The sequence below is a fragment of the Massilia sp. CFBP9026 genome (assembly GCF_034045165.1).
Taxonomy (GTDB): Bacteria; Pseudomonadota; Gammaproteobacteria; order Burkholderiales; family Burkholderiaceae_D; genus Telluria; species Telluria arenae.
The window spans coordinates 153,317-177,123 of the sequence record NZ_JAXCWH010000009.1 but is presented as its reverse complement, the minus strand read 5'-3'; the positions used below and the strand labels follow the sequence as shown (position 1 = coordinate 177,123).

Below are 23,807 nucleotides of genomic sequence, written 5' to 3'. Positions count from 1 at the left end.
ATCACAGCTTGCCGCGGATGCCGATCTTGAACGTGCGCCCGTCGTACTTCGCGTAGTCCATCCGCGTGTGCTTGCCGCTGCCGTACTGGCCGTTGGCGTCCTCGAAGTAGTCGTAGTTCAGGGTGTCGGTCAGGTTCAGCGCGTCCAGGCGCAGCTCCAGGTTCTCGGACAGCTTGTAGCTGATGGTGCCGTCCAGGTAGCCGCGCGCGGCGCGCCAGCGTATCAGGTCGTCGCCGTTGTTACGAGGATTGTCGCCATGCAGCGAGCGGTCCTTGTAGTTGTAGGACAGGCGCATCGCCAGCGGGCCGCGCTCGTAATAGGTGGTGACGCTGTAGGCGTACTTGGGCACCGAGTTGACCTCGATCTCCTTGCCGGCCTTGGTGATCCAGCGCATGCTGTTGAAGGGATCGATGTGGGTATAGCTGGCCAGCGCGCCGAAGCCCTTGAATGGGTCGGGCAGGAAGGTGAAATCCTGCTGGTAGGCCAGTTCGTAGCCCTTGAGCGTCTGTTCGCCGGCGTTGCTGTAGGTGCGCAGCACCATCGGCAGGTTCGGGTCGACCCGGCCGCTCGGGTCCTGGAAGATCGCCCCGAGTGCGGTATCGGGCAGGCCGAGCGCGCCGAAGGTGGTGTTTGTGGTGGTCGACACCGTGGCGTCGGTCAGCTTCTTCTTGAAGTAGGCCGCCGACAGCAGGCTGCCCGGCTTGAAATACCATTCCAGGCTGGTGTCGAAGTTTTTCGACTGCTGGGGCTTGAGGTTCGGGTTGCCGGCGGTCGCGGTGTTGTCGAAGGCGTTCGGGATCACGGTCTGGGCCGCGATGATCGACAGCGAAGCGCGGCTGATGGTCTTGCCCCACGAGGTGCGGAAGATCAGCTCGTCGTTCAGGTCCCAGGCCGCGCTGACGGCCGGCAGCACATTGGTGTACTTGCCCTGTTCGCTGTTCGGCTGGTAGGTGTTGCCGCTGCCGCTGCGCTTGAAGTTGTCGATGTCGAGCTTCGTCTGCGACCAGCGCACGCCGGCGTTCAGGCGCAGTTCGCGTCCCAGCACATCGCCCTTGAAATCGGACTGCACGAAGCCGGTGCTGACCTTTTCGACCGCGCCGAAGCTCTGCGCCGGCGTGAACGCTTCGCTCGTGTTGAAGGCGACCGGATCGTAGGTCGAGAAGGCATAGTCGCGGGTGAAGGTGCCGAAGCGGTTCGGCCAGCCGGGGCCCATGTCGAGGTCGGGGATCGGCAGGACCGAGACCATATTGGCGCGCACGCTGGCGTCGCCCAGGCCGACCATCTTGGCCTTCATGGCGGCGCCGGCATTGCGTTTCTCGACGTCCTTGCTGGTGTCGACGTAGACCAGGCCGGTCTTGAGGCGCCCGGTCCAGCCGCCAAACAGGTCGTAGTCGTAGTCCACCACCAGGCGCGCCTGGCGGCCCTTGTCCCGTTCGCGGGTCCAGCCGGTGGTGACGTCGAAGCCGCTGAAATTGGCGGGGTCGGTGTAGTCGATCGGCGAGGACATCGACGGGTAGACGTGGTCGGTGCCGTAGTCGATGGTCGTGTCGACGCCGAAGATCTGGCCCGACAGGGTATCCGAATAGCTGGTGGCCTTGCTGTTGTTGGCGCTCACCTGGCCGGTCACCACCAGCCCGGGGCGTGCTTCCCAGCGGCCGTTGAGCGCCAGGTAGCCGAACTCGGTCTTGTCTTCGCCATAGGTCACGCCGCTGCTGTACGAGGTGTTGCCGAAGGTGCCGGTCAGGAGGTTCGAGCCAGGATCGATCTTTACGTCGATCGGCACCAGGCCGTTGTGGCCGTTGGTTCCCGGCGGCGCGTTGCGGTTGGTGGTGCGGGTGTTGCGGATCAGGAGGCCGTAATACAGCTCGTCGCGGCTGTTCTCCAGGCGCGAGTACAGGCCGTCCAGGCTCAGGTTCAGGCCGCCCTGCTTGAACTGCAGGGAGCTCACCAGGCCGTCGCGGCTGCGCCGGTTCTGCGAGCCGTAGTAGCGGTAGATGCGCGGCAGCAGGGCGTTGTCGATCTGCTCGCGCGAGTAGCCCGACAGGTTGGCGCGCGGGTCGTCGTAGTCGAGGGCGAGGGCGAAGTTGCCCAGCACCGGATTGCGGCTGCCGTTGGCCGAGCTGTTGTAGCCGCCGGTGGCTTCGAAGCCGGAGCGGTTGTTGACCGCCTTCGAATGGGCCACGCCGGCAAGGAAGCCCCACGGACCCCAGGTGTTCGAATACAGCGCGAAGCCGGTCGGATCGGCCTCCTTGGCGCTGGTGTTGTAGGCGCCGGAGACCGCGTAGCGGATGGTGCGCTTGGGACTGTCGAATGGGCGAGGGGTCTGCAGGTCGACGATGCCGCCCATGCCGCCCTCGGTCAGTTCGGCCAGCGGCGACTTGTAGAAGTCGACCCGTCCGAACAGTTCGGACGCGAACACGTCGTAGTTGAAGCCGCGCGCGGCGCTGCCGATGGTGCTGGTGGACGTGGTGTTGACCGGCGCGCCGTTCAGGGTCGTCACCGAATACTCGGTGGGCAGGCCGCGGATCGAGATGCGCTGGCCTTCGCCCGAACTGTCGTCGCGGTTCAGGATCACGCCAGGCACGCGCTGCAGCGACTCGGCCACATTCGCCTCGGGGAATTTGCCGATGTCCTCGGCGACGATCGAATCGCGCACGCCGATCGCCTGCTGCTTGAGGTTCAGCGCCTTCTGCAGGCTGGAACGAAAGCCCGTGACCACCACGGTGGTGGGCGCGGCCGTGCTGTCGGCCGCTGGTGGTTCCGTGGTCGCGGGGGTGTCCGGGGTGGTGGCGTCGGGCGTGGTGGGCGCCTGCTGGGCCAGCGCGGGTGTCATGTATGCGGCGGCCAAAGCCAGCGGCAGCGCCGCGGCCAAAATCTTCTTCTGCATAGTGTCTCCTGACCGCGAACTTCGAGGTTCGCTTGTAATGTCGGGCCGCCGTGCTCGGCACGTGCGGCTGAAGATGAAGCACCGGTCGCCGACCATCGCTGCTTATATGACAACCGTATGGTTACGTTACCATGTGCTTCGTAAATACTCAACAAGGATGGGCTGGCTGCCGTACCTTAAGGATAAGCGCCTGATTTTGCTGAAAAAACTCTGGAATCGGCCGAGCTCGACGTGGTATCGTAACCACAGGTTGGTGTTGAGTTACTGCAAACGCTCAACAACATGATCGATTGAAGGAGACCAATGGCCAAAGCCAGCAAACTGAGCGAGGTGGCCCGCCTGGCCGGCGTCGCGCCGATCACCGCTTCGCGCGCGATCCGCGGCACCGGCTATGTGTCGGACGCGGCGCGCGAACGCATCATGGCGGCCGCAGCCCAGCTGAACTACACGCCGGACATGCTGGCGCGCCGCATGCGCGGCGACAAGAGCAAGCTGATCGGCGTGTTCATGAACAACTATGGCCCGGTGGTGCTGCACGAGCTGGTGCGCGCCATCGGCGAGCAGGCGAGAAAACGCGACTACGACCTGCTGCTGTTCAACGCCGACCGCTTCGACAGCCCGGACCGGATGCCCACCTGCGCCACGCTCAGCAAGCTGTGCGACGGCCTGCTGCTGCTGATGCCGACCGCCGACGACCGCTTTCTGGACGCGGTCGAACGCCAGCAGCTCAATTGCGCGCTGGTGTTCTTCGATGCGCGCCAGCTGGCGCTGCCCACCATCGTGCTGGAAAACCGCATCGGCGCGCGGCGTGCGGTAGAACACCTGATCGGCCTGGGCCACCGCCGCATCGCCTTCATCGCCGGCACCAAGCGCACCGGCCAGAGCGCCGAACGCGAACGCGGTTATACCGAGGCGCTGGCGGCGGCCGGCATCGCCGTCGACCCGGCCCTGGTGGTCGACGGCGCCTTCAACCAGCCCGGCGGCTTCGCCGCCACCCGCCGCCTGCTCGACCTGGAGGCGCCGCCCACCGCCATCTTCGCCGCCAACGACGAGATGGCGTTCGGCGCCATCGACGCCGTCGCCAGCCGCGGCCTGAAGGTGCCGGCCGACGTTTCGGTGGTCGGCTTCGACGACATCTCGACCGCCAGCCACGTGTTTCCACGCCTGACGACGATGCACCAACCCTACGAGGCGCTGGCCGAGCGCGCGGTGCACGAGGTGGTCGAGATGATCGAAGGCCGCCCGCCGGCCGCCGCCCGCATCGCCTTCGACACCGAGCTGGTAGTGCGCGACTCGACCGGCCCCGCGCCGGCGTAGATCCAGAATGCGGCGCGCCGCCCTCGCGAACGCAAGCTGGCAGGCCGGCACGCTGCGCTATGGCGCCTGGGGCTTGTGCGTGCTAATCGGCTGGCTGCTGGTGGGCGCCCTCGGGATCGCGGTGCGCGAGCGCTGGGCCGGCCCGATCGGTCTGCTCGTGCTGCGCAACCACGACGCCTCTGACACCGCCGTCGCCATGCTGCTGTCGACCGTGCCGGCGCTTATCAGCCTGCTGGTGGTGCCGGCGATCGGGCTGCGATCGGACCGCAGCCGCAGCCGCTGGGGACGGCGCCGCCCTTTCTTGCTGGTCAGCGCGCCCTTGGCCGCCGCCGCCATGTTGTGCGTGGCCCTGGCGCCGGCGTTCGCGGCTGGCGCGCACGCGCTGCTGGGCGCCAGTTCGCCCGGCCTGCGCCCGCTCGAACTGGGCTTGTTCTGCCTGTTCTGGACCGTGTTCGACGCCGCCGCCATGACCACGATGGCGCTGTTCGCCGGGCTGGTGGCCGACGTCATTCCCTTCGGGCTGGCGGGCCGCTTCTATGCCGCGGTGCGGGTCGTCGGCCTGGGCGTGGCGATCGGTTTCAATATGACGCTGTTCGCCCTGAGCGAAGCCTGGCTGGCCGAAATCCTGGTGGCGATCGCCCTGATCTTCGGCCTGACGATACCGCTGATGTGCCTGATGGTGCGTGAGGGGGACTACCCGCCGCCGGCGCCTGTCGCGCATGACGACGCTGCCGCCGCAGCGGTGGGCGGACGGCTGGCGCTGGCGCGCACCCAGTTGCGCCTGTGCTGCGCCCAGCGCCGCTACCTGTGGATCTTCGGCGCCTTCATGCTGGCCGCCGTTACCTTCGTCCCCTTCAACACCTTTTCGCTGCACTATGCGCTCGACCTGGGCTTGTCGAAGGCGGAACTGGGCGAGTTGACCGCGCTGGCCTATGCGGTGTCGATCGCCAGCGCCTTCGTCATCGGCTGGCTGGTCGACCGGCGCGGCGCGGTGCGCGTGGCCGCCGCCATGATGGCGCTGTACTTCGCGATCGCGCTGGGCGGCTGGTTGCTGGTCGACGGCGCCGACAGCTTCCGCCCGTTCTACGTCGCCCACGTGATCTGCTCCGGCGCCTATTTCACTGCGGCGGCGGCAATGCCGCTCGCGCTGTTCCCGCGCGACGAGTTCGTGCGCTACAACGCGAGCAAGGACATCCTGGTCGCCTTCGCCAACATCCTGGTGGCCAGCTGCATCGGACCCCTGCTCGACCACTCGGGGCACGACTATCGCCTGACGCTGGGCAGCGCGGTGCTGTTTTCGCTGCTGGCGCTGGCCTGCCTTGGACGGTTGCTGGCGGCGCACAGCGTACCGGCACGCTCACCACTACTGGCGGGCTGACTCACGCGCCCGTGCGATTCCGCGCCGCCGGCCCATGCCGCTGCAGCAGCTGCGCGCACAGCGCCCCGATATCCTGTTCGCCGTTCGCGCCCACGGTGGCGCGCGCCGCCTCGCGCAGCGCGCAATCGACGATGTGGTCGCCCAGCGCGCGGTAGCTCTCGAACTGGGCTTCGTCGAACCACTGGTCGGCGATGCTCTCGTGCGGGTAGTCGGGATGGAGCTTGCGGTAGTTGAGCAGGTCGGCGTTCTCGCTGCCGACGATGGCCGGCTTCACGTACAGGAGCACGCCGTCGGCCGCGCCGCGGTCGGCCAGGCTGTAGCGGATGCTGCCAGCCGCGCAGCTTGCGCCGCACAGGCCCTTGTCGCCGTCGGCCGCCAGGCGCGAGACGTCGAGGTCGATGCGCACGTGCAGGTCGGTGCCGCAGCGCCGGATCGCATTGCCCAGGTCTTCGAAGGCGAGATAACGGTCGCTGCCGACGTCGACCGCGATCACCAGCCGGCAGCGGCGCCGCACCAGCTCGTAGATGCCGAGGTTGTCGAAGTGGCCGCCGTCGGTCAGGTGGACGTAGGCAGCGTCGGAGTCGAGCTGGCCGAACAGCTCGGACAAGAGGCTGAACAGGCCGATCGGCGGCGAGGCGCTGGTCCAGGCGCGGCGCGCGGGATTCGGGCACCAGCGCCCCAGGCGCACGTTGAACATCGTCATCAGGAAGTTCAGGGGCGGCGACGAGTGCGCGCCCATATTCGGGCTGGCCGCCGCGCCGGACAAGGCCACCGCCATCCCGAGCCGCACGCCGGCGTCGTCGTCCAGGCCGACGCCGGAGCGCGAGGCATACCCGTCGGTCGGCCGGTAGCAGCCAGCTGGCGCGCCCGCGCTGCCAGGCACCGCGCTGGCCTGCTCGTAACCGCACCAGCGCGGCGTGAAGGCGAACGAGGCGGTGCGCCGCGTTTGCCAGGCCAGCTCGGCGCCGCTGACCAGGTTCAGCGCGGTGTTGACGATCGGGTAGGGCCGGCCGTAACGCAGCTCGGCCAGCAGCATGTCGTCGTTGGGGTCGAAGCCGGTGAAGGGATGCGGCTGGCGCGCGCGGTTGCCGGCGCCGAACCATGCCCGCACCACCCGGTTGCGGTACAGCATATAGAGGGAAAACTTGTTGATGTCGACCCGCCAGCCGAGCAGCAGGGCCGCGCCCAGGAAGGCGCCGAAGGCCAGCAGCAGGGTCGCGCCGTCCGTGGCCAGGGTGGCGTCGGCATGGGCGCGCAGCACGCAGGCCAGCTCGGATTTGGGGCAGGCGACCTTCGGCAGCGCCACCGTGGCCTGCACCAGGCTGCTCAACAGGGCGAAGATCCCGACCGTGAACACATAGGGCGCCAGCCGCGCCACCAGTTCGAGTTTCGGGTCCGGGGCGCCGCGGGCGCCGGTCGACATGCTGCTGCCGGCCTTGAGCCCGAAGGCGGTCATCGCCAGCCAGCCGAGCAGGGTGCCCAGGTTCGACCAGGGCTCGTAGGTCAGCCAGGCCCAGTGCAGCAAGGGAGGAATGTAGAAGCAGGTGGCGTACACGGTCAACCACAGGAGGGCGAAGATCGCGGTCCAGGCGCCTTGCCGGCTCCACCATTCGCGGCTGGCGTCGCTGTACAGGCGGCCCACCAGGCCGATCATGAGGGTCATGGTGGCGGCGAACAGCGCCATCATGAGCGGCATGCCGAAGGTGGCGAGCGCGATCGCGTCGTTCAGCACGCGCTGGCCGGCGGGATCGGGCAGCACCGCCATCCCGCCCAGCAGCAGCAGGGTGCCGAGGGTGAGCGCGCCCATCGCGCACAGGAAGTGCGACAGGCCTTCGCCCAGTTCGGCGCGGGTGAGGTCGCGCAGCGGCGGGTCGGCGTGCAGCCGCGTGTAGATGGCCAGCCAGCCGGCCAGCACCAGCAGCAGGCCGACCGTCGCGCACAGCAGCAGCGACAGCCGGGCGGCGTCGACCCGCAGCAGCGCCAGGATGCCGGGGGCGAAGGCGCGGCCGGCTTCCAGCAGCACCAGCAGCACGCTGGTGCTGCCTGCGGCGCACACGGTGTAGCCGGTGCGGCGGTAGGGACTGGAGCGGTCGTGGGCCAGGTACCAGCCGCAGGCCCAGACGATGAAATACACCAGGCCCGGGGCCAGCAGCCAGTGCCAGCGGCCCTCGAGCTGGGTAGGCAGGATGCTCGATGGCGCCGCGCCGCCGTGGCGCCACAGGCCCAGGCTGCCGAGGAAGCCCGCCAGCAGCAGGGGCAGGTTGATGCACCACAGGACCGCGCCCTGCGACAGCGGAAAGCGGCGCATCCCGCGCGAGCTTTCCGGCTTGCTCGAAATCGACAGCGCGATGCAGAACACGGCGAACAGGAACAGCAGCACGCCGACGATCCAGGCGATGTCGGCCAGGTGCGTCCATGGCCCGCCCGGCGCGACCACGCGGTGCACGGCCCAGACGGCGAAGCGCGGCAGCAGCAGCAGGGCGCACATCCAGGCCACCAGCATGGCCAGGTTGAGCCCCGTGTTGCGCACATAGGTGCCGACCAGGGTCCAGGTGTCGGCGCTGAACATGCCGCCCTGCGGCGACAGGTAGTTGCTGTACTGGCGCAGGAAGCGCAGTTCCGGCGCCTCGCCGCTGCCGGCCTGCGGCGCCAGCATGGCTTCCACCTTGCCGATGTCGCCGCCGTTGGCATGCAGGCATTTGGACAGCCAGCCGCCGACGAAGCCGCCGCCGGACACGGTGGACAGATAGTCGATATGGCGCAGCAGGCCGCAGCGCGCCAGCGCCTGCAGGGCGCCCAGGCTGAAGGTGGCGCTGCGCACGCCGCCGCCGGACAGGGCCAGGCCGGCCAGCATGCCGCCGTGGGCGCGCTGCAACAGGCGTTCGCGGTCGGGCGGAAGGGCGGCGTCGAGCGCGGCGCCGCCTTCTTCGGTCGATGCGGGGCGCAGCATATCGAGTTCGTCGCGCAGCACCTCGCCGAACAGATGGCCGGCGGCGGCGTCGAGGCAACGCAGCAGCTCCGCGTCGATCTTGTCCGACGGCGCCAGGCCGTGGCGCTTGCGCAGCAGGGCGAAGGCGACTTGCAGCTCGGCCACGGTGTGCGCGCCGGGTGGCGGATCGCAGCCGGCGGCGGCGAGCTTGCGCCGCAGGTCGTCGACCTGCGAGGGCGTCAGGTGGGTCAGGTCGCTCGGCAACATGGCGCTCGCTCCGGCTGGACGGGGAAGCGGCCGGGCCGGGCAGGCCGGGCCGCCGGGTCAGTTCAGCACGGTTTGGAGGCGAGCGCCACCGTCTGGATCAAGCGTTCAGGCCTTGTCGGTCTTGCCGCGCGTACTGCGCCGGGCCGGGGCCGGAGTGCCGTTGGCGTTGTGGGCGTTGGCGGATTGGCCTGCGGCGGATGGCTTGGCGGCGGCAGCGGCGCCGGCTTCGGGCTTGCTGTCGCCATCGGGCGGCGCGCCGCCGGCCTTGTCGGAATGGGCGCTGTCCGGCGGCATGGCGCTGGCCACGGCCTGGCGGAACTGGTCCTGCAATAGATTCCACCAGGCGACCGCGGCCGGCATGGCCGCGCCCGATGCCTCGGCGCCTGGTGGCGGGGCCGGGGTGTCGGGCGCCGCCGCGGATGGCGCCGGCGGCGGTGGCGCGGCGCTGTCCGCGGGCTTGGCGGCGGCGGGCGCGGCGGCCTGGGCCGCCTGGGTGAAGAATTGCGCAAACGGCGCCATGGCGGCGTCGCTGGCGGCGCCGGTCTGGCTCATGGCCTGGGCCATGCTGTCGCCCATCGCCTTGAGCGTGGCGAGGGTGCCGCGCTGGATTTCCAGCGCCTGGATCGAGCCGCGCAGCATGCCCAGGTTGAGGTTGAGCCAGGACTCGACCGCCTTCAGGTCGGCGATCTTCTTGTCCAGGTCTTCCACCGACAGGGCGGCGCCCGGCATGTGCATGCTGCCCATCCCGGGCATGGCGCCGGGGATGTTCATGCCGCCCCACAGGTTCTTGACGAATTCGAGCGTGTCGGTCATTCCTGGCATGGGCTGGTTCAGCATGGTTGGTCTCCAGTGGTTGTGCGGCAAGGTTAGCAGATAACGCCAGGATGGGCCATGCGGGGCATGGGCTGGAAGACGCATGGTTTGCGCTGGACCCAAGACAGCCTGAACTATCAGGAATATTGTCTATTGAGCAAATATCATCGTTACCTTACGATGGAAAAGTTGTGCCACACAAAATTGCATTTTGGCAAAAACCCCTTTTGTGGTGAATCCGATGCTCATCGATGGCAGGCAGTTAGCAGCAGGCACGACACTCCAGGCAGACATCTGCATCGTCGGCACCGGCATGGGGGCGATTTCCGCGGCCCATCCCCTGGTGCGCGCCGGACGCGACGTGCTGTTCATCGAGACCGGACCGATGACGGCGTCACGCCGCGATCCGCCTTCGGTGCGCATCGAAAGCGTCGGCCGTCCCTTCGGCATTGCCACCAGCCGCGGGCTGGAGGTGGGTGGCGGCACCGCTTTCTGGCATGGCGTGTGCGCGCCGCTCGACGACGAGGATTTTCGCGCGCGCGCCTGGATCGCCCATAGCGGCTGGGCCATCACGCGCGCCGATCTCGATCCCTGGTATGCGCTGGCGCTGGATTTCCTGTGCGGCGGCCAGGACATGCCGCAAGACACCGCGGGCCACCACGGCGGCATGGCTCACGGCATGGGCAATATGCTGGCCTCCAAGGCGTATCGCTACCGCTCGCCGCCGTTCAGGGGCAAGCCGATCTTGCGCGAATGGTGCCGCGACGGCAAGGCGCGCTGCGTGTACAACAGCACCGCGCTGCAACTACGGCAACGGCATGGAGGCACGCAAGGACTGGCAGGAAGCGTGCTGGTAGGCAGCGGCGCGCAGCGCTTCGAAGTGCGCGCGAACCGCTTCGTGATCGCGGCGGGCGCGCTCGAGACGCCGCGCCTGTTGCTCAATTCGCTGGGCCGGCATGGCATGGCGCAGCCGCCGTCCTGGTGGCTCGGACGCAACCTGATCGACCATCCCGCCGGCTACCTGTCGCAAGTCACGTTCCGCCAGCCGCTTGCGGCCAGGCCGAAGGCGCACGCCAGCGCGGGCAAGGAAGACGTCCAGGTTTTTCCGGGGCTGATGCTCAGGCGCGAATTCCAGCAGACGCACCGCCTGCCCAACCACGCCGTGTTCATCCGCAAGGGCATCAACCGGCGCCCGGTGCCGAACAAGGCGGTGATGTCCTTCCTCGGCGTGCGCGGGCCGCGCGACATCGGCCTGTCGCACGTAGCCTTGCTGGTGCGCCATCCCTACATCCTGTGGCGCATCGCGCACCAGAAGCTGCCGCTGGACCTGCGCTCGCACCATGGCGACCTGTTCTTCATGACGGAACAGCTGCCCAACCCGGACAGCCAAGTCAGCCTGTCCGAGCATGAGCGCGACCGCTATGGCATGCCGATCGCGCGCGTGCACTGGCAGCTTTCCAGGCAGGACATCGAGATGTTCACGCAGTACCACGAGCTGCTGATGGACGGCTTTCGCGGGCACGGCGACGTAAGCGGCTGCCGGGCCGACCCGATGACGGGCTGGCGCGATACCTGCGCCTCCGCCGCCCACCACCTCGGCACGGCGCGCATGGCGACGACGCCGCAACATGGCGTCGTCGACCCCGACCTGAAGGTATTCGGTTTCGAGAACGTGTGGGTGAGCGACGGCTCGGTGTTCCCGACCGCCGGCAGCGTCAATCCATCGTTGACCATCTGCGCGCTGGGCCATCGCCTCGGCAGCCATTTGACAGCATTACGCTGAATCGGCTGCGTTGACCGCGCTAGCCTTCGACCAGGGCGTCCCAGCTGCGCATGGCCACCTGTACCGCCGCCTCCAGTTCGGCGCGGCTGGCGCCGTCGCGCGCATGGAGCGACATCCCGTTCTGGACGATCTGTACGAAACGGGCGAGTGCGTCCAGGTCGACCGAGGCCGGAATCTCGCCGTTCGCGGCGCCCTGTTCGAGGCGTTTCCTGACGACCGCCCGCGGCGCGGCGCGCGCAGTGCGCGTCTGCTCGCACAGTTCCTGGTGGCCGGCGGCGCCGATCACCGACAGGGTCGCCATGCAGCCGAGCGGAACGTCTTCGACGCCCCCGGTCAGGAAGGCGGCCGAATCCATCAGCCAGGCCTTTACCGCATCGCGCGCGGTCGGGGCGTCGAGGAAGTTCTTCCAGCCCCAGGCATAGGTGGCGCCGTAATGGTTCAGTGCCTCGACGAACAACGCCTCCTTGGAACCGAAGGCCGCGTACAGGCTCGGCGAGGCGATGCCCATCGCGGTGGTGAGATCGGCGAGCGACGTGGCTTCGTAACCCTTTTGCCAGAACAGGCGCATGGCCTTCGACAAGGCGGCCTCGCGGTCGAAGGCGCGCGGCCGGCCGCGGGCGCGGGTCGCCGGCGCTGGGGCGGCCGCTTCGTCGTGGAGAGGTTGGTCGGGCGTTTGCATCGCGCACAGTATATGTCCGGCCGCGGGTCGGGACAACGCCGCACGCCGTTTTACAATATATGTGTCGATCACTAAAAAATCAATTGACAGCGTCCCGCCGGCCGATCTACTATTTCTGTATCGATCAACACATAAAGGAAATGTCATGAGTAACTTGCAAGGAAAACGCGCCATCGTCACCGGCGCATCGCGCGGCATCGGCGCCGCGATCGCCATCGAACTGGCGGAGCAGGGCGCCGACGTGGCGATCACTTATGAACGTTCGGCCGAGCGGGCCCAGGAAGTCGTGCGCACCATCGAGGGCCGAGGCCGCAAGGCGATCGCGATCCAGGCCGACAGCGCCGACCCGGCCGCGATCCGCCGTGCGGTCGACAAGGCGGCGCGGATGCTGGGCGGCCTGGACATCCTGGTCAATAACGCCGCCATCGCCCGCTATGCGCCAATCGCCGACATCGCCGTGGAGGATATCGACGCCCTGCTGGACGTGAACGTGCGCGGTCCGATCCTGGCGGCGCAGGCGGCCATCCCGCACCTGGGCCAGGGCGGCCGCATCGTCAATATCGGTTCGGCCGGCGCCGACCGCATCGTGGGCGAGGGCGCCACCGTGTATTTCCTGACCAAGGCCGCGCTCAAGACCTTCACCAGCGGCCTGGCGCGCGAACTGGGTGCGCGCGACATCACCGTCAACCTGGTGCAGCCGGGCTCGACCGACACGGAGATGAACCCGGCCAATGGCGACTTCGCCGAATTCCAGAAGTCCCTGATCCCGCTGGGACGCTTCGGTGAGCCGCGCGACGTGGCGGCAGCGGTCGCCTTCCTGGCCAGCGCGGCGGCGCGCCAGATCACCGGCGCCGTGCTCACCGTCGACGGCGGGGCGATCACCTGAGGTCGAGAAAGGAAGATCCAGGCGCCGTGCAGCGCGGGCCTTGCCCGCGTTACACTAGCGGATATGCAATCCGCACCACTTTTACTTCCGCGTCGCCGCCGGCTGCTGCCGGTCGCGCTGGTCGTATTGCTGCACTGGATCGTGCTGAGCGTGCTGCTCGACGTCAAGCTGGAGCTGCCGCGCCAGAATCATGGCGAAGGCGGGGCGGCGACGATCCTGGCGCAAGTCTTGCCGGCCACCGTGCCGCCGCCACCGCCGCCGCCCGCGCCCCTGCCGGTGCCGGAGGCGGCGCCGCTGCCCTTGCCCGTGATTCCGCCGATCGAATTCGGCATGCCGGCCCAGGCGGGCGGCTTCACCGTCGGGATGGAGCCCGGGGCGGCCGATGGCATGCCGGGGGGAAGCGGCGTGGAGCCCGCGCCGGCTTCCACCGCGCCGGCGCCAGCGCCGCCACCTGCGCCCCCAGCTCCAGAAGCGCCGGCGCCCGCCGAGCCGGCCGCCCCCGCCGCTCCCGAGATGCGCCGCTACAAGGTCGACATGCCGCCCCCGGCCTCGATCACGCTGGATGTCGCCCGCACCGACAAGGACGGCACCGAATGGTCGGGCGAGGCCTTGCTGGCCTGGCAACTGAACGATGACACCTACAAGATCCAGGTCGAGGCCGGCATCCGGGTGGTATTTACGCGCGTTAATCTGGTGGTCTTGCACAGCGAGGGCGCGGTGGCCGCCACCGGCTTCGCGCCGATCAAGATGACGGAAAAGCGGCGCGGCCGTTCGCTCACGGCAACGCATTTCAACTGGGGCGAGAACAAATTGACCTTCTCGGCATCGCAGGCGGCCTATCCGCTGGTGGCCGGAGCCCAGGACAAGGCCAGCGTCCCGCTGCAGCTGGCGGCGATCGCACGCGGCGACGCCAAGCAATTAAGCGGCGATATCGACATCTTTGTCGGCGAAGACCGCGACGCCAGCGTTTACCGGTTCAAGGTGGTAGGGCAGGAAGAGATCGACACCAGGCTCGGCAAGCTGCAAACCTGGCACCTGACCCGCCCGCCGCTGCCCGGTTCCTACAAGTCGACGCTCGACATCTGGCTGGCCCCGCAACATGGCTGGTACCCAGTGCGGATTCGCAATTCGGAAGCCAATGGAGCAGTAACCACGCAAACAGTGAATAATATCGTCTTGAACCATTCAGGATTTTGATATGCTTCTAGACAACATTCGAAACGCTGGCGTCGCATGCACGCTGGCACTCGCCCTGGGCAGCACCGCCGTCCAGGCCGCCAATCCAACGGCTGCGGCGCACCCAGCCGTCAAGCGCGCCTTCGAATTGCCGCCATCGGCCGACCTGCACTATGACCTGAGCGCACGCCAGCGCGGCCTGTCGCTCAAGGGCGACGCCACCGTCACCTGGCGCGCCGGCGACGGTAAATACGAGCTGCAGGTCGAATCGCGCGTGGCCATCCTCGGCACCCTGCTCGACAACCGCAGCCAGGGCGCCATCGACGAATTTGGTCTGGCCCCGGCGGAATTCTCCGAAAAGCGGATGCGCAAGGATCCGACCTCGATCACCTTCGACCGTGGCGAAAAAGTCATGAGTTTCTCGGAAGGCGAGAAGACCTACCCGCTCAAGGGCGGCGAGCAGGACCGCGTATCGATCACCTGGCAGCTGGCGGCCGTGGCGCGCGCCGCCGGCGACAAGTTCAAGCCGGGTTCAGAATGGCCGTTCTTCGTGGCCGGCCGCAGCAGCGCCGAAGCCTGGACCTTCAAGGTGGTCAAGCGCGAGAAGGTCAAGACCGGGCTGGGCCAGGTCGACGCTGTGCTGGTCAGCCGCGAAGCCCTGCCGGGCAGCCGCGACCAGAGCATCGAGGTGTGGCTGGCGCCGGAGCACGAATGGTATCCGGTCAAGATCCGCTTCACGGAGGGCGACAAGGAAACCATCGAACAAACGCTGAAGAGTATTGCTAAACCGTAAGTCACATCTGTGTCTTTCCCGCGATTGCCGGCCCCCGGTCGGGGCCGGCAATCGCTGATTGGCCAGTCCAGCCTGTTATACTGACGCCCCCGCGAAGCCGGTCGGGCCTGTCAATACGTTCATGTAGATATTGTCAATATTGTCAATATTGCTGATGCCAGGCCCGTCTCGACCGCGCACGAGAGACTGGTAACAACGATGATCGATCCCCTTGCCGGCGCGGCCCTCGCTGCCGACTCCCCGGCCATAGCGCCGGAACTTGATCCGCTGCAAGCACACTTCCAGGAAGGCGTCGCTCCCGACGAAATCGAGCAGGTCTTCCACCTCAAGCGTGCCCAGCCGATGCTGTCGGCCTTCACGGCCCTGTTCCACGGCACCCAGGATGGGGTGCTGGTGCGCCTGCTCGTCTTGCGCGAACTGGCTGGCGACACCGCCAGCTCGGCGTTCTCGCGCGCCGACATCAACCAGAAGCTGGCCTACCTGATTCCCGAGAGCCTGGAGACGGTGCTCAACCGCCTGCGCGGCCACGGCCTGCTGGCCTGGGATGCCCCGGCCGCGGTGTACCGCATCACGCCGCTGGCGCGCAACGTCCTGTCCGCGCTCGAGACCTTGCTGGCGCTGGGCAAGCCGGAAGACGACGACGCCGAGATGGGCTTCCTGCTGTCGCAGGTGGCCGGCGCCCAGGCGGTCGGTGGTGTGACCGTCGACCAGCTGAAGCACCTGCTGGGCCGCCTGATCGAGTTGACCGAGGAATTCCGCGATGCGATCGCCTCCGGCTCCGAATTCCGCCTGCGCACCTCGCAGGCCAAGTGGCATATGGCCTGCGACTGGGTCGAGAAGGGTTCCGTCATCCTGCGCGCCATCACCTCGGACGAGCGCGCCGACAGCGCAACGCACCGCGCGGCCCAGGCCATCGGCCGGGCCCAGAGCGCGCTGCTCAATATGCAGGGCATGTTCTCGCGCGCGCTGAACCAGATCGAGCGCCAGCGCGTGCACCTGGGCCAGTCCGGCCTGTCGACCACCGACGTCAAGCGCTGGCTGCTGGCCCATGAAGACCTGGCCAGCCTGGCCTCGGGCGCGATCGACCGCCCGGTGACGCCGCTGTTCGGTACCCCGGCCGAGATGATCGACGTGGCCGAGACCGAGCTGCTGGCCGAGCGCGTGATCTCGACCGGCCCGAAAGGCCTGCCGAGCGGCCAGGATGCGCCGCTGACGATCAACGACAACCCGGCCATGATGGTCGAGCTGAACGACTGGATCAACAAGCTGGCCGACTTCGCCAACCTGGGCAACTTCCCTGAATTCTCGGAAGTCGGCCCGCGCCGGGTGCAGCTGCATGAATCGCTGCTGCCGGCCAGCTTCGCGCTGGCGTCCTACCGCGCCTCGCTGCTGCCGCTGCTGGGCGACGCGTCCGAGGCCAGCCTGCAGGGCGCGACCGCCGACCTGGCGCGCCTGCCGCTCTCCTTCGAGGCCCAGGACCAGTTGATCGAACTCGACGACCCCGAAGTGGCGGCCATGTCGATCGCGACCCTCTCCATCAATCTAGATCTCCCTTCGGACGGCACGCCCACATGAATGACGATGCACAAATCCTGATCGCGCGCCTGCTGACGCACCAGACCCTGCGCCGCGACGACAAGATGGTCAAGCGCGCGCTGTCGGACGACCAGTTCCGCGCCGAAGTCGACAAGCGCCTGCTCGAATCCGGCCTCAAACTGCTCGACAACGTCTATGCCGACCACGTGACCGTGGCCCTGCACCGCAACGTCGAGCCGAAGATCTTCGGCGCCAAGGACATCTGGCAGAACAATAACTTCGGCCTGACCCGCGACGGCGTGGCCTTGCTGGTGGTGCTGTGGGCCCAGATCATCCTGCCCAAGCGCGAGCGCCAGGAAACCCACACCTCGGTGGACGACGACCAGAACGATATGTTCGAGAAGGACACGCCGATCCCGCGCGCCGAAGACGCGTCGATCGGCATCTCGTACACCGCGCTGCTGTCGGACTTCGGCGACAAGCTCGGCAAGAAGACCCGCATGGACATGAACCTGGGCGTGCTGTCCAAGCTGGGCTTCATCGAACGGCGCGGCGACGTGATCCTGGAAGGCCCGCTGCTGGACCTGATGATGGACACCGACGTGCTCAAGGAGCGCATCATCAACGGCGCGCTGTCCGAAGTCTTCAAGCGCGCGCCGCTGGCGGCCGCTCCGCGCAAGGTGGCGGTCGACGCGGAAGCCGCCAACGACGCGCTCGCGGTCGAGTCTCCCGATGCGGCCGACGATGCAACCGATACCCCGAACTGAGATAGCCGATGTTCCATATTAAATCACTCGAACTGGTCCACTGGGATTACTGGCAGCGGATCAAGAACATCCCGCTGGACGCCAAGATCATCACGATCGCCGGCCAGAACGGCTCGGGCAAGACCACGCTGCTCGACGCGATGCGCACCCTGTTCGGCCTCGATTGCTCGATGGGCCGCACGTACAAGCACTATGCGCGCCACTCGGGCCAGCAAAGCGCCTGGCTGCGCGCCGTGGTCGACAACAAGCCGATCGGCCGCCAGCTGTCGAACCGGCCGTTCCGCCATTCGGGCTTCTTCTCGGACGACGAGGTGACCCTGTTCTGCCAGGTGCAGAAGAACGGCGGCGACTGGAAGCGCCAGTACCTGATGCGTCCGGGGAATGTCGAGATCGAGGAAGTGACCGAAGCCACCGACTGGCTGGGCGTCGAGAACTATCGCAAACGCCTGGCCTCGGCAGGCCTGTCGCCGGCGATGTCGAAGGTGCTGGCGCTGGAGCAGGGCGAGACCGATAAACTGTGCGAATACGCGCCGCGCCAGTTGCTGGACCTGGTGTTCCAGGTCTTCGGCGACAAGGAAGTGCTGGACGCCTACGACGAAGCCAAGCGCCACCAGCGCGACACCGAGGTCGAGCTGAAGCGCTTCGAGACCGAACTCGAAACCTCGCGCACCAACCTCGAGGGCTTGCGCCTGCGCGTGGCCAACCACCACCAGTGGTCTGACCTGAACAAGGAAAAGCGCGAGCTGCACGAAGAAGTGCTGCCGGCGCTGCAATACCACGAGGCGCGCGAAAAGGCCGCCAACAACAGCCGCATGCTGCGCGAGGCGAAGAAGCCGCTGGTGCAGGCCGACGGCCAACTGGCCGAGAAACGCAGCCAGCTGGCGGCGCAGCAGCGCGCGCTCACCGACGCGCAGAAGCAGGAAACCGAACTCGAAGCCGAGGGCGGCCAACTGGCCAAGCGCCTGTCCGAGGTCAACACGCGCCTGAAGCCCCTCGAAAGCCTGCTCGAGCAGCGCGACCGCCTGCAAAAATTGTCGGCCGACGCCGGCGCCGACATCGCGGAAGTCGCCAAGCAGCTGGAAGAAAAAGAAGCCGAGCTGGCGCGCCAGAAGAGCGCGCGCGAGGCGGTGTCGAGCAAGATCGCGGGCGAGATGGCGACCATCTCGGCGCTGCAGGGCAAGACCTCGATGCCGGAGCCGGAAGCGCAGCGCCTGATGCGCCGCGCACTGCGCGACGAGGGCATCGCTCACGCCATGCTGTCGGACATCGTCGAGGTGACCGATCCGAAGTGGCAGGGCGCGGTCGAGGGCGTGCTGGGCGGCTATGCCTCGGTGGTGCTGCTGGAGAATGCGAAAGATGCGCCGGCGGCTTACCGCCTGGCCGAGAAAGAACGCTATCGCCACTTCATCGTGCCGGATTGCGTCAATGCGCCGGTGGTGAAGGACGACAGCCTGCTGTCGGTGGTGCGCTTCTCCGGTAAAGCGCCGGGTTGGCTGATCGACCAGCTGGAACGCATCGAACGCGTCGACTCGGTCGACGAAGGCTTCAAGAGCCGTTCGGACGAATGGATCACGCCGGACGCCTACCACCGCGAACGCCGCGGCGGCCGCTCGCTGTTCGTCGAAGCCTCGCGTTACCGCTTCGGCGCAGCGGGCAAGACCCAGCGCCTGGAGGCGATCCAGAAACTGATGCCGGCGCTGGAAAAGCGCGAAGACGAGCTGACTCTCGCGATCTCGAAGCTGGCCGCCGAAGTGGGCGGCCTGAAGGCGCGCATCGCCGGCGTCGACGCCGCCAAGGAATTGTCGGCGCGCCAGGAAGAATTCGAGGAAGCCGTGCGCGCGATCACGCCGCTCAAGGCCGAGCGCCTGGAAGTCGGCGCGCGCCTGGGCGAGCTGCAGACCCTGAGCAAGAACGCGACGGTGAACCGCACCCGCGCCGACACCGTATGGCAGAACGCGCGCATGGCGCTGTCGGAAGCCGAAGCCGGCATGCGCCTGAACCATCGCCGCCAGATCGAGCAGCGCAGCGAGCACGCCAAGGCGCTGCTGGACATGCGCCGCGGCTGGCGCGCGGTGCCGGGCGCCTGGAAGAATCCCAACTGGCGCGGCGACCTGGTGGCCAAACACCAGAACGCGCACCAGGTCAACCTGCGTCTCGGTTCGCTGGAACACTCGCTGGCGCGCGAGGACTGGGAACTGGATCCGACCGTGATCGACCAGTACGCACGCCTGCACGAGCAGCTCGAGGCGCGCCAGAGCGAGACCGAGGAGCGCCGCTACCAGAACAACCGCGCGATCGAGGCCACCGGCAATGCGCGCGGCGCCTATATCGAGCGCCTGCGCTACACGATCAAGACCTATACCAAGAACATCCGCGAACTGGGTGCGCTGGCCGGCATCGACGTCCAGGCCGACCCGGTGCGGCTGGAGAACGACGACGTGCAACTGTCCCAGGCCGGCCTGCACGTGCGCTTCAAGTTCGACGGCAAGGACCAGATCGGGATGAACGATGGCGAAGCCTCGGGCGGCCAGCAGGTGATGAAGTCACTGGTCCTGCTGATCGGCCTGTTGAAATCGGAAGAAGGTTCGGGCGGCTTCGTGTTCATCGACGAACCGTTCGCCCACCTGGACATTCGCAACATCCAGCTGGTCGGCGAGTTCCTGAAGAACACCGACGCCCAGTACCTGATGACGACGCCGCTGACGCACAACACCGACGTCTACGATCCTTCGGAACTGACGCTCATCACGAGCAAGAAGAAGAAGGACATGCAGTGGGCGCAGCCGATCTTCGTGCTGCAGCGAAGGAAGGACGAGGCGAAGGCCGCGTAACGAAAAAAGGGATCCTTGATGGATCCCTTTTTCATTATTGGTCGCGTTTGCGGTGGGCTACGCACTTGGGTTCCCGCCTTCGCGGGAACGACGCTGTTTTGCTTAGCGAGCCGGACACTGCGGCTATTTCGGACACGTACATAAACACGTCGTTCCCGCGAAGGCGGGAACCTAAGTCGCCCGCATACCCCCACAATCAAACCTGATCGATCGCCTTGCGCACCTTGCGCCGCCAGCGCAGCAGCGCCGCCGAATAGTAGCCAAAATAACCCGCCGTGATCCCCACGCACAGCATGGTCAGCGGGCTGTCGGTCAGCTGTTGCGTCGGAATGCCCTTGCCCTGGTTGGCATACACCTCGATTCCGATGTACAGCAGGCGCGCCACCAGGATCATGGACATCACCAGCCCCAGGCGCGCGGGCGGCGTGAAGAAGTAACCCTGCGGGGTTTCCTCGAACCGGGTCAATTTCAGGCCCCAGACGGCGTAGCCGATGCCGCCGCCGGCGCCGACCAGCAGCGCCGCCAGGTTGTAGGGCGTGTCGAACAGCTGCGTCAGCGGCACCAGGATCATCGCGCCGAACACCAGCACGCCGGTGTAGTGGCGTGAGCCGATCGAGCGCTGGCGTTGCATCTGCTTCTTGATGCGGCTGTAGATGCGCCACACCAGCAACGGGGTCAGGACGAGCAGGGCCAGGGTCGTGATCGAGAATTCCATGTGCGGCGAAAAGGCTGTGTTCAGGAAAAACCGCATTGTAGCCCACTGCCGGCGCGCGCCGCGCCGCCGGGCCGCATGATAAGGTAGCCCGAACCGCATTCCTGCAAGGAGACCGCATCATGCACGCCGCCCCTCATGCCGCCCATCGCATTAATCGGATGCCGCCGCGCATTCCGATCCACGCTCATCGGGCGCCCGATCCGGCCCCGATCGAAGAACCCGTGCCCGAGCCCTTCGACACCCCGCACCCGCACCACCAGCCGGTGCACCTGCCGCACGACGAGGAGCCGGTGCCCGATCCCAAGCCGAGTTGACTCGATCGGAGCACGTCCGGGATGAGCGTGCTACCATGAAGCCATAGTTGTACTCTCATCCCGACGTAATGAAACACCGACTCTTCCTGTTCGACCTCGACGACACCCTGCTCGATTTCCGCGCCTCCGAACAGCGCTCATTCATGCGCACCATGGACCAACTGGGTGTGCGCGAGCAGGTCGGCGCTTTGTTCCAGCAATACCAGGTGACCAATCTCGCGCTGTGGCGCCATTTTGAGCAAGGCACCGTCACCAAGGACTTCCTCAAGGTCGAGCGCTTCCGCAAGACCTTCGCGGACAATGGCATCGAGATCGATCCGCAGCGCGCCAGCGACCTGTACATCGAATCGCTGGCAGATACCGTGGTGCTGGTCGACGGCGCCGCCCAGCTGTGCGAAACCCTGGCCGGCATCGGCGAAGTGGGCATCATCACCAATGGCGCCCACCACATCCAGCACCGCCGCATCGCCAGTTCGGGCCTGCAGGGCCACCTGTCCTTCGTCGCCACCTCCGAAGCCTGCGGCTTCGCCAAGCCCGACAGCCGCTTCTTCGAGTTCACCAGCAAGATGGCGCGCACCTTCACCAAGCACGAGACCGTGATCGTCGGCGACCGCCTGGACGCCGACATCCTCGGCGCCAACCGCTTCGGCATCGAGAGCTGCTGGTTCAATCCCGATCGCCTGGCCAACGACTCGCAGGCGATCCCGAGCTGCGAGGTCGCCAGCCTGCACGATATCGTTGCTTCACTGCGCGGCCTCGCCGCCTGAATTCAATGCACGGCAACGGCCGGGCCGCTACGGGCGCCGGGCCGGAAGCCGTGCGTCCTGCTCGACCAGGCGATCGCGAAGCCGAGCGTAGCGAGCAGGGCGGTCGACCATGGGAAGGACGCCGCGCCCCAGCGGTCGAGCAGGAATCCACCGAGCAGGCCACCGCCCGCGATCGCGGCATTCCATGCCACCACGTTCATCGACAGCGCCACGTCGGCGCCATCGCCCGCGGCGTCGGCCAGCGCCGTTTGCAGCAAGGTGGCTGCGCCGCCGAAGCTCAGGCCCCATGCGGCCACGCCCGCGTACACGACCAGCGGCGCCGCCGACTGCCAGGCGAACAGCAGGGACAGGATGGCGAAACCGCCCAGGCTGGCCAGGACGGTGGCGCGCAGATGGCTGTCCACCAGCCGGCCGGCGATCCAGATTCCGCCCAGCGCGGCGATGCCGAACACCAGCAAGACCACGTCCACGCGCCCGGCCAGCCCGGCCTGCGCCACGAACGGCGCGATATACGTGTACAGGATGTTATGCGCCAGCATCCACGCGATCACGGTCGCCAGCACCGGACGCACGCCCGGCGTGGCAAGCACCTTGCGCAGCGGCAGGCGCTGGCGGTCGGACTGGCCGGGATAGTCGGGCACCTTGGCCACCACCCACACCACCAGCACCACGCACAGCGCCGACATGAGGCCGAACGCCGTGCGCCAGCCGACCGCGCCGCCGAGCCAGGCGCCGAGCGGCACGCCGAGCGACAGCGCGATCGGGGTGCCGACCATGGCGATGGCCATGGCTTGCCCCTGCTGGTGGACGGCGACCATCCGGCGCGCGTAGCCGGCCAGCAGGCTCCAGGCCAGGCCCGCAGCCATCCCGGCGCAGAAGCGCGCCGCCAGGGTGAGCGTGAAATCGGACGACAGCGCGGTCAGCGTATTGAAGACCAGGAAACCGACGATGGTCAGCAACAGGACGCTGCGGCGGCGCCAGCCGCGGGTGGCGATGGTGAGCGGAATCGCCGCCAGCACCGAACCGAGGGCATAGGCGGTGACGGTCTGTCCGGCCATCGAACTGGTCACGCCGAGACCCTCGGCGACCAGCGGCAACAGGCCGGCCGGCAGGGTTTCGGTGGCGATGCAGATGAATCCGGTCATGGCCAGGGCCAGCAGCGCTGCGACCGGCAGGCTGCCGGCGCGGGCGGCCGGGTGGGGGGTATGTGTTGCTTCCATCGAGACTCCTGTAGACGATGAACCGGCCAGGCTGGCAGGTTACTTATATACTGATCGGTATAAATGTAGTTCGGGCAAGCATGGCTTGTCAACGACTTTTGTACCGATTAGTATTGAAATCGTGTGAAAAGGAGAACGATATGGCGACAATGGGCCGCCCCCGACAATTCGACCGCAACGCGGCGGTCAAGACCGCGATGCACCTGTTCTGGGAGCACGGGTATGAATCGACCTCGCTCAGCCAGTTGAAGGCCGGGCTTGGCATTTCGGCGCCGAGCTTCTACGCCGCCTTCGCGTCGAAGGAGGCGCTGTTCCAGGAAGCGGTGACGTGCTACCTCACGTCCCATGGGCGGGTGACGGAATGCCTGTGGGATGCCGACCTCGCACCGCGCGCCGCCATCGAGCTGGCGCTCAGGAGGTCGGCGGCGATGCAGTGCGAGGAGGGCCACCCGAAAGGATGCATGGTGTCGCTCGGTGTGATGAGCGCGAGCGGCGCTGGAAACGAGGGCGTGACGGCCGCGCTGGGTGCATCGCGCGCACGTACGCGCGCCGGCATCCTGGCCTGCGTCGAACGCGGCATCGCGCACGGTCAGCTCGCGCCCGCGACCGACCCGCAGGCGCTGGCCACGGTGTTCGACAGCTTCCTGACCGGCCTGTCGACGCTGGCGCGCGATGGCGCGACGCATGCAAGCCTGGATGCGGCCATCACGCAGGCGATGCGCTTGTGGGACGCGGCCTCGCGCTAGTGC

Annotated in this window: 18 protein-coding genes; 12 read left to right on the top strand and 6 right to left on the bottom strand. The window is 67.3% G+C overall.

Annotated features, from left to right (window positions below):
- Position 1 precedes the first annotated feature (1 nt).
- Positions 2-2,887, bottom strand: a complete 2,886-nt coding sequence (locus tag SOM28_RS21265) for a TonB-dependent receptor (RefSeq protein WP_123069008.1) — start codon at positions 2,885-2,887, stop codon at positions 2-4.
- A 303-nt stretch (positions 2,888-3,190) separates the two neighbouring features.
- Here SOM28_RS21265 and SOM28_RS21260 point away from each other — a divergent pair, with 303 nt between their 5' ends.
- Positions 3,191-4,204, top strand: coding sequence for a LacI family DNA-binding transcriptional regulator (locus SOM28_RS21260; RefSeq protein ID WP_320469365.1), 1,014 nt, complete (start codon positions 3,191-3,193; stop codon positions 4,202-4,204).
- Between the two features lie 7 nt (positions 4,205-4,211).
- Positions 4,212-5,582: an MFS transporter gene (locus tag SOM28_RS21255; RefSeq protein WP_320469364.1), complete on the top strand. Its 1,371-nt coding sequence runs from the start codon at positions 4,212-4,214 to the stop codon at positions 5,580-5,582.
- 1 nt (position 5,583) lies between these two features.
- On the opposite strand, the gene SOM28_RS21250 is transcribed toward SOM28_RS21255, so the two are convergent.
- On the bottom strand, positions 5,584-8,778 hold the full coding sequence (locus SOM28_RS21250; RefSeq protein ID WP_320469363.1) for a patatin-like phospholipase family protein: 3,195 nt from the start codon (positions 8,776-8,778) through the stop codon (positions 5,584-5,586).
- Between the two features lie 105 nt (positions 8,779-8,883).
- Positions 8,884-9,615 carry a PhaM family polyhydroxyalkanoate granule multifunctional regulatory protein gene (locus tag SOM28_RS21245; RefSeq protein ID WP_320469362.1) on the bottom strand — a complete coding sequence of 244 codons (732 nt, stop codon included), beginning with the start codon at positions 9,613-9,615 and terminating at the stop codon, positions 8,884-8,886.
- Between the two features lie 217 nt (positions 9,616-9,832).
- Between SOM28_RS21245 and SOM28_RS21240 the strand changes: the two genes are divergently transcribed.
- Positions 9,833-11,374, top strand: a complete 1,542-nt coding sequence (locus tag SOM28_RS21240; RefSeq protein ID WP_123071610.1) for a GMC oxidoreductase — start codon at positions 9,833-9,835, stop codon at positions 11,372-11,374.
- A 19-nt stretch (positions 11,375-11,393) separates the two neighbouring features.
- Here SOM28_RS21240 and SOM28_RS21235 read toward each other — a convergent pair whose 3' ends face one another.
- Positions 11,394-12,053 carry a TetR/AcrR family transcriptional regulator gene (locus SOM28_RS21235; RefSeq protein ID WP_123071609.1) on the bottom strand — a complete coding sequence of 220 codons (660 nt, stop codon included), beginning with the start codon at positions 12,051-12,053 and terminating at the stop codon, positions 11,394-11,396.
- A 145-nt stretch (positions 12,054-12,198) separates the two neighbouring features.
- On the opposite strand from SOM28_RS21235, the gene SOM28_RS21230 reads away from it, so the two are divergent.
- The 6 genes from SOM28_RS21230 to SOM28_RS21205 all read left to right on the top strand — a co-directional run bounded on the left by SOM28_RS21230 (position 12,199) and on the right by SOM28_RS21205 (position 20,042).
- Positions 12,199-12,939, top strand: a complete 741-nt coding sequence (locus SOM28_RS21230) for an SDR family NAD(P)-dependent oxidoreductase (protein WP_320469361.1) — start codon at positions 12,199-12,201, stop codon at positions 12,937-12,939.
- Positions 12,940-13,002: 63 nt separating this feature from the next.
- On the top strand, positions 13,003-14,136 hold the full coding sequence (locus SOM28_RS21225; protein WP_123071607.1) for a DUF3108 domain-containing protein: 1,134 nt from the start codon (positions 13,003-13,005) through the stop codon (positions 14,134-14,136).
- Position 14,137: 1 nt separating this feature from the next.
- Positions 14,138-14,908: a DUF3108 domain-containing protein gene (locus SOM28_RS21220; RefSeq protein ID WP_123071606.1), complete on the top strand. Its 771-nt coding sequence runs from the start codon at positions 14,138-14,140 to the stop codon at positions 14,906-14,908.
- A gap of 198 nt (positions 14,909-15,106) precedes the next feature.
- Positions 15,107-16,483: a hypothetical protein gene (locus SOM28_RS21215; RefSeq protein WP_183407542.1), complete on the top strand. Its 1,377-nt coding sequence runs from the start codon at positions 15,107-15,109 to the stop codon at positions 16,481-16,483.
- Positions 16,480-17,211, top strand: coding sequence for a hypothetical protein (locus tag SOM28_RS21210; RefSeq protein WP_123071605.1), 732 nt, complete (start codon positions 16,480-16,482; stop codon positions 17,209-17,211). Before SOM28_RS21215 ends, SOM28_RS21210 begins: the two co-directional genes overlap by 4 nt.
- Positions 17,212-17,219: 8 nt before the next feature.
- On the top strand, positions 17,220-20,042 hold the full coding sequence (locus SOM28_RS21205) for an ATP-binding protein (RefSeq protein ID WP_123071604.1): 2,823 nt from the start codon (positions 17,220-17,222) through the stop codon (positions 20,040-20,042).
- A 196-nt stretch (positions 20,043-20,238) separates the two neighbouring features.
- On the opposite strand, the gene SOM28_RS21200 is transcribed toward SOM28_RS21205, so the two are convergent.
- Positions 20,239-20,757 (bottom strand): CcdC protein domain-containing protein, encoded by a 519-nt coding sequence (locus SOM28_RS21200; RefSeq protein WP_123071603.1) that lies wholly within the window; start codon positions 20,755-20,757, stop codon positions 20,239-20,241.
- A 158-nt stretch (positions 20,758-20,915) separates the two neighbouring features.
- On the opposite strand from SOM28_RS21200, the gene SOM28_RS21195 reads away from it, so the two are divergent.
- Both SOM28_RS21195 and SOM28_RS21190 read left to right on the top strand, forming a co-directional pair.
- A complete protein-coding gene (locus SOM28_RS21195) occupies positions 20,916-21,071 on the top strand; it encodes a hypothetical protein (RefSeq protein ID WP_320469360.1) in 156 nt (51 codons plus the stop codon).
- Positions 21,072-21,139: 68 nt separating this feature from the next.
- Entirely contained in the window at positions 21,140-21,838 is a 699-nt protein-coding gene (locus SOM28_RS21190; protein ID WP_320469359.1) for a YjjG family noncanonical pyrimidine nucleotidase, read from the top strand.
- Positions 21,839-21,840: 2 nt separating this feature from the next.
- Here SOM28_RS21190 and SOM28_RS21185 read toward each other — a convergent pair whose 3' ends face one another.
- Positions 21,841-23,058, bottom strand: coding sequence for an MFS transporter (locus tag SOM28_RS21185; protein WP_320469358.1), 1,218 nt, complete (start codon positions 23,056-23,058; stop codon positions 21,841-21,843).
- Between the two features lie 140 nt (positions 23,059-23,198).
- Between SOM28_RS21185 and SOM28_RS21180 the strand changes: the two genes are divergently transcribed.
- On the top strand, positions 23,199-23,804 hold the full coding sequence (locus SOM28_RS21180; RefSeq protein ID WP_320469357.1) for a TetR/AcrR family transcriptional regulator: 606 nt from the start codon (positions 23,199-23,201) through the stop codon (positions 23,802-23,804).
- Positions 23,805-23,807 lie beyond the last annotated feature (3 nt).

What these genes read in the sequence shown, in the direction of transcription:
- SOM28_RS21265 (WP_123069008.1), bottom strand. Translation starts at nt 2,887, where the DNA reads ATGCAGAAGAAGATTTTGGCCGCGGCGCTGCCGCTGGCTTTGGCCGCC.
- SOM28_RS21260 (WP_320469365.1), top strand. Translation starts at nt 3,191, where the DNA reads ATGGCCAAAGCCAGCAAACTGAGCGAGGTGGCCCGCCTGGCCGGCGTC.
- SOM28_RS21255 (WP_320469364.1), top strand. Translation starts at nt 4,212, where the DNA reads ATGCGGCGCGCCGCCCTCGCGAACGCAAGCTGGCAGGCCGGCACGCTG.
- SOM28_RS21250 (WP_320469363.1), bottom strand. Translation starts at nt 8,778, where the DNA reads ATGTTGCCGAGCGACCTGACCCACCTGACGCCCTCGCAGGTCGACGAC.
- SOM28_RS21245 (WP_320469362.1), bottom strand. Translation starts at nt 9,615, where the DNA reads ATGCTGAACCAGCCCATGCCAGGAATGACCGACACGCTCGAATTCGTC.
- SOM28_RS21240 (WP_123071610.1), top strand. Translation starts at nt 9,833, where the DNA reads ATGCTCATCGATGGCAGGCAGTTAGCAGCAGGCACGACACTCCAGGCA.
- SOM28_RS21235 (WP_123071609.1), bottom strand. Translation starts at nt 12,053, where the DNA reads ATGCAAACGCCCGACCAACCTCTCCACGACGAAGCGGCCGCCCCAGCG.
- SOM28_RS21230 (WP_320469361.1), top strand. Translation starts at nt 12,199, where the DNA reads ATGAGTAACTTGCAAGGAAAACGCGCCATCGTCACCGGCGCATCGCGC.
- SOM28_RS21225 (WP_123071607.1), top strand. Translation starts at nt 13,003, where the DNA reads ATGCAATCCGCACCACTTTTACTTCCGCGTCGCCGCCGGCTGCTGCCG.
- SOM28_RS21220 (WP_123071606.1), top strand. Translation starts at nt 14,138, where the DNA reads ATGCTTCTAGACAACATTCGAAACGCTGGCGTCGCATGCACGCTGGCA.
- SOM28_RS21215 (WP_183407542.1), top strand. Translation starts at nt 15,107, where the DNA reads ATGATCGATCCCCTTGCCGGCGCGGCCCTCGCTGCCGACTCCCCGGCC.
- SOM28_RS21210 (WP_123071605.1), top strand. Translation starts at nt 16,480, where the DNA reads ATGAATGACGATGCACAAATCCTGATCGCGCGCCTGCTGACGCACCAG.
- SOM28_RS21205 (WP_123071604.1), top strand. Translation starts at nt 17,220, where the DNA reads ATGTTCCATATTAAATCACTCGAACTGGTCCACTGGGATTACTGGCAG.
- SOM28_RS21200 (WP_123071603.1), bottom strand. Translation starts at nt 20,757, where the DNA reads ATGGAATTCTCGATCACGACCCTGGCCCTGCTCGTCCTGACCCCGTTG.
- SOM28_RS21195 (WP_320469360.1), top strand. Translation starts at nt 20,916, where the DNA reads ATGCCGCCGCGCATTCCGATCCACGCTCATCGGGCGCCCGATCCGGCC.
- SOM28_RS21190 (WP_320469359.1), top strand. Translation starts at nt 21,140, where the DNA reads ATGAAACACCGACTCTTCCTGTTCGACCTCGACGACACCCTGCTCGAT.
- SOM28_RS21185 (WP_320469358.1), bottom strand. Translation starts at nt 23,058, where the DNA reads ATGGAAGCAACACATACCCCCCACCCGGCCGCCCGCGCCGGCAGCCTG.
- SOM28_RS21180 (WP_320469357.1), top strand. Translation starts at nt 23,199, where the DNA reads ATGGCGACAATGGGCCGCCCCCGACAATTCGACCGCAACGCGGCGGTC.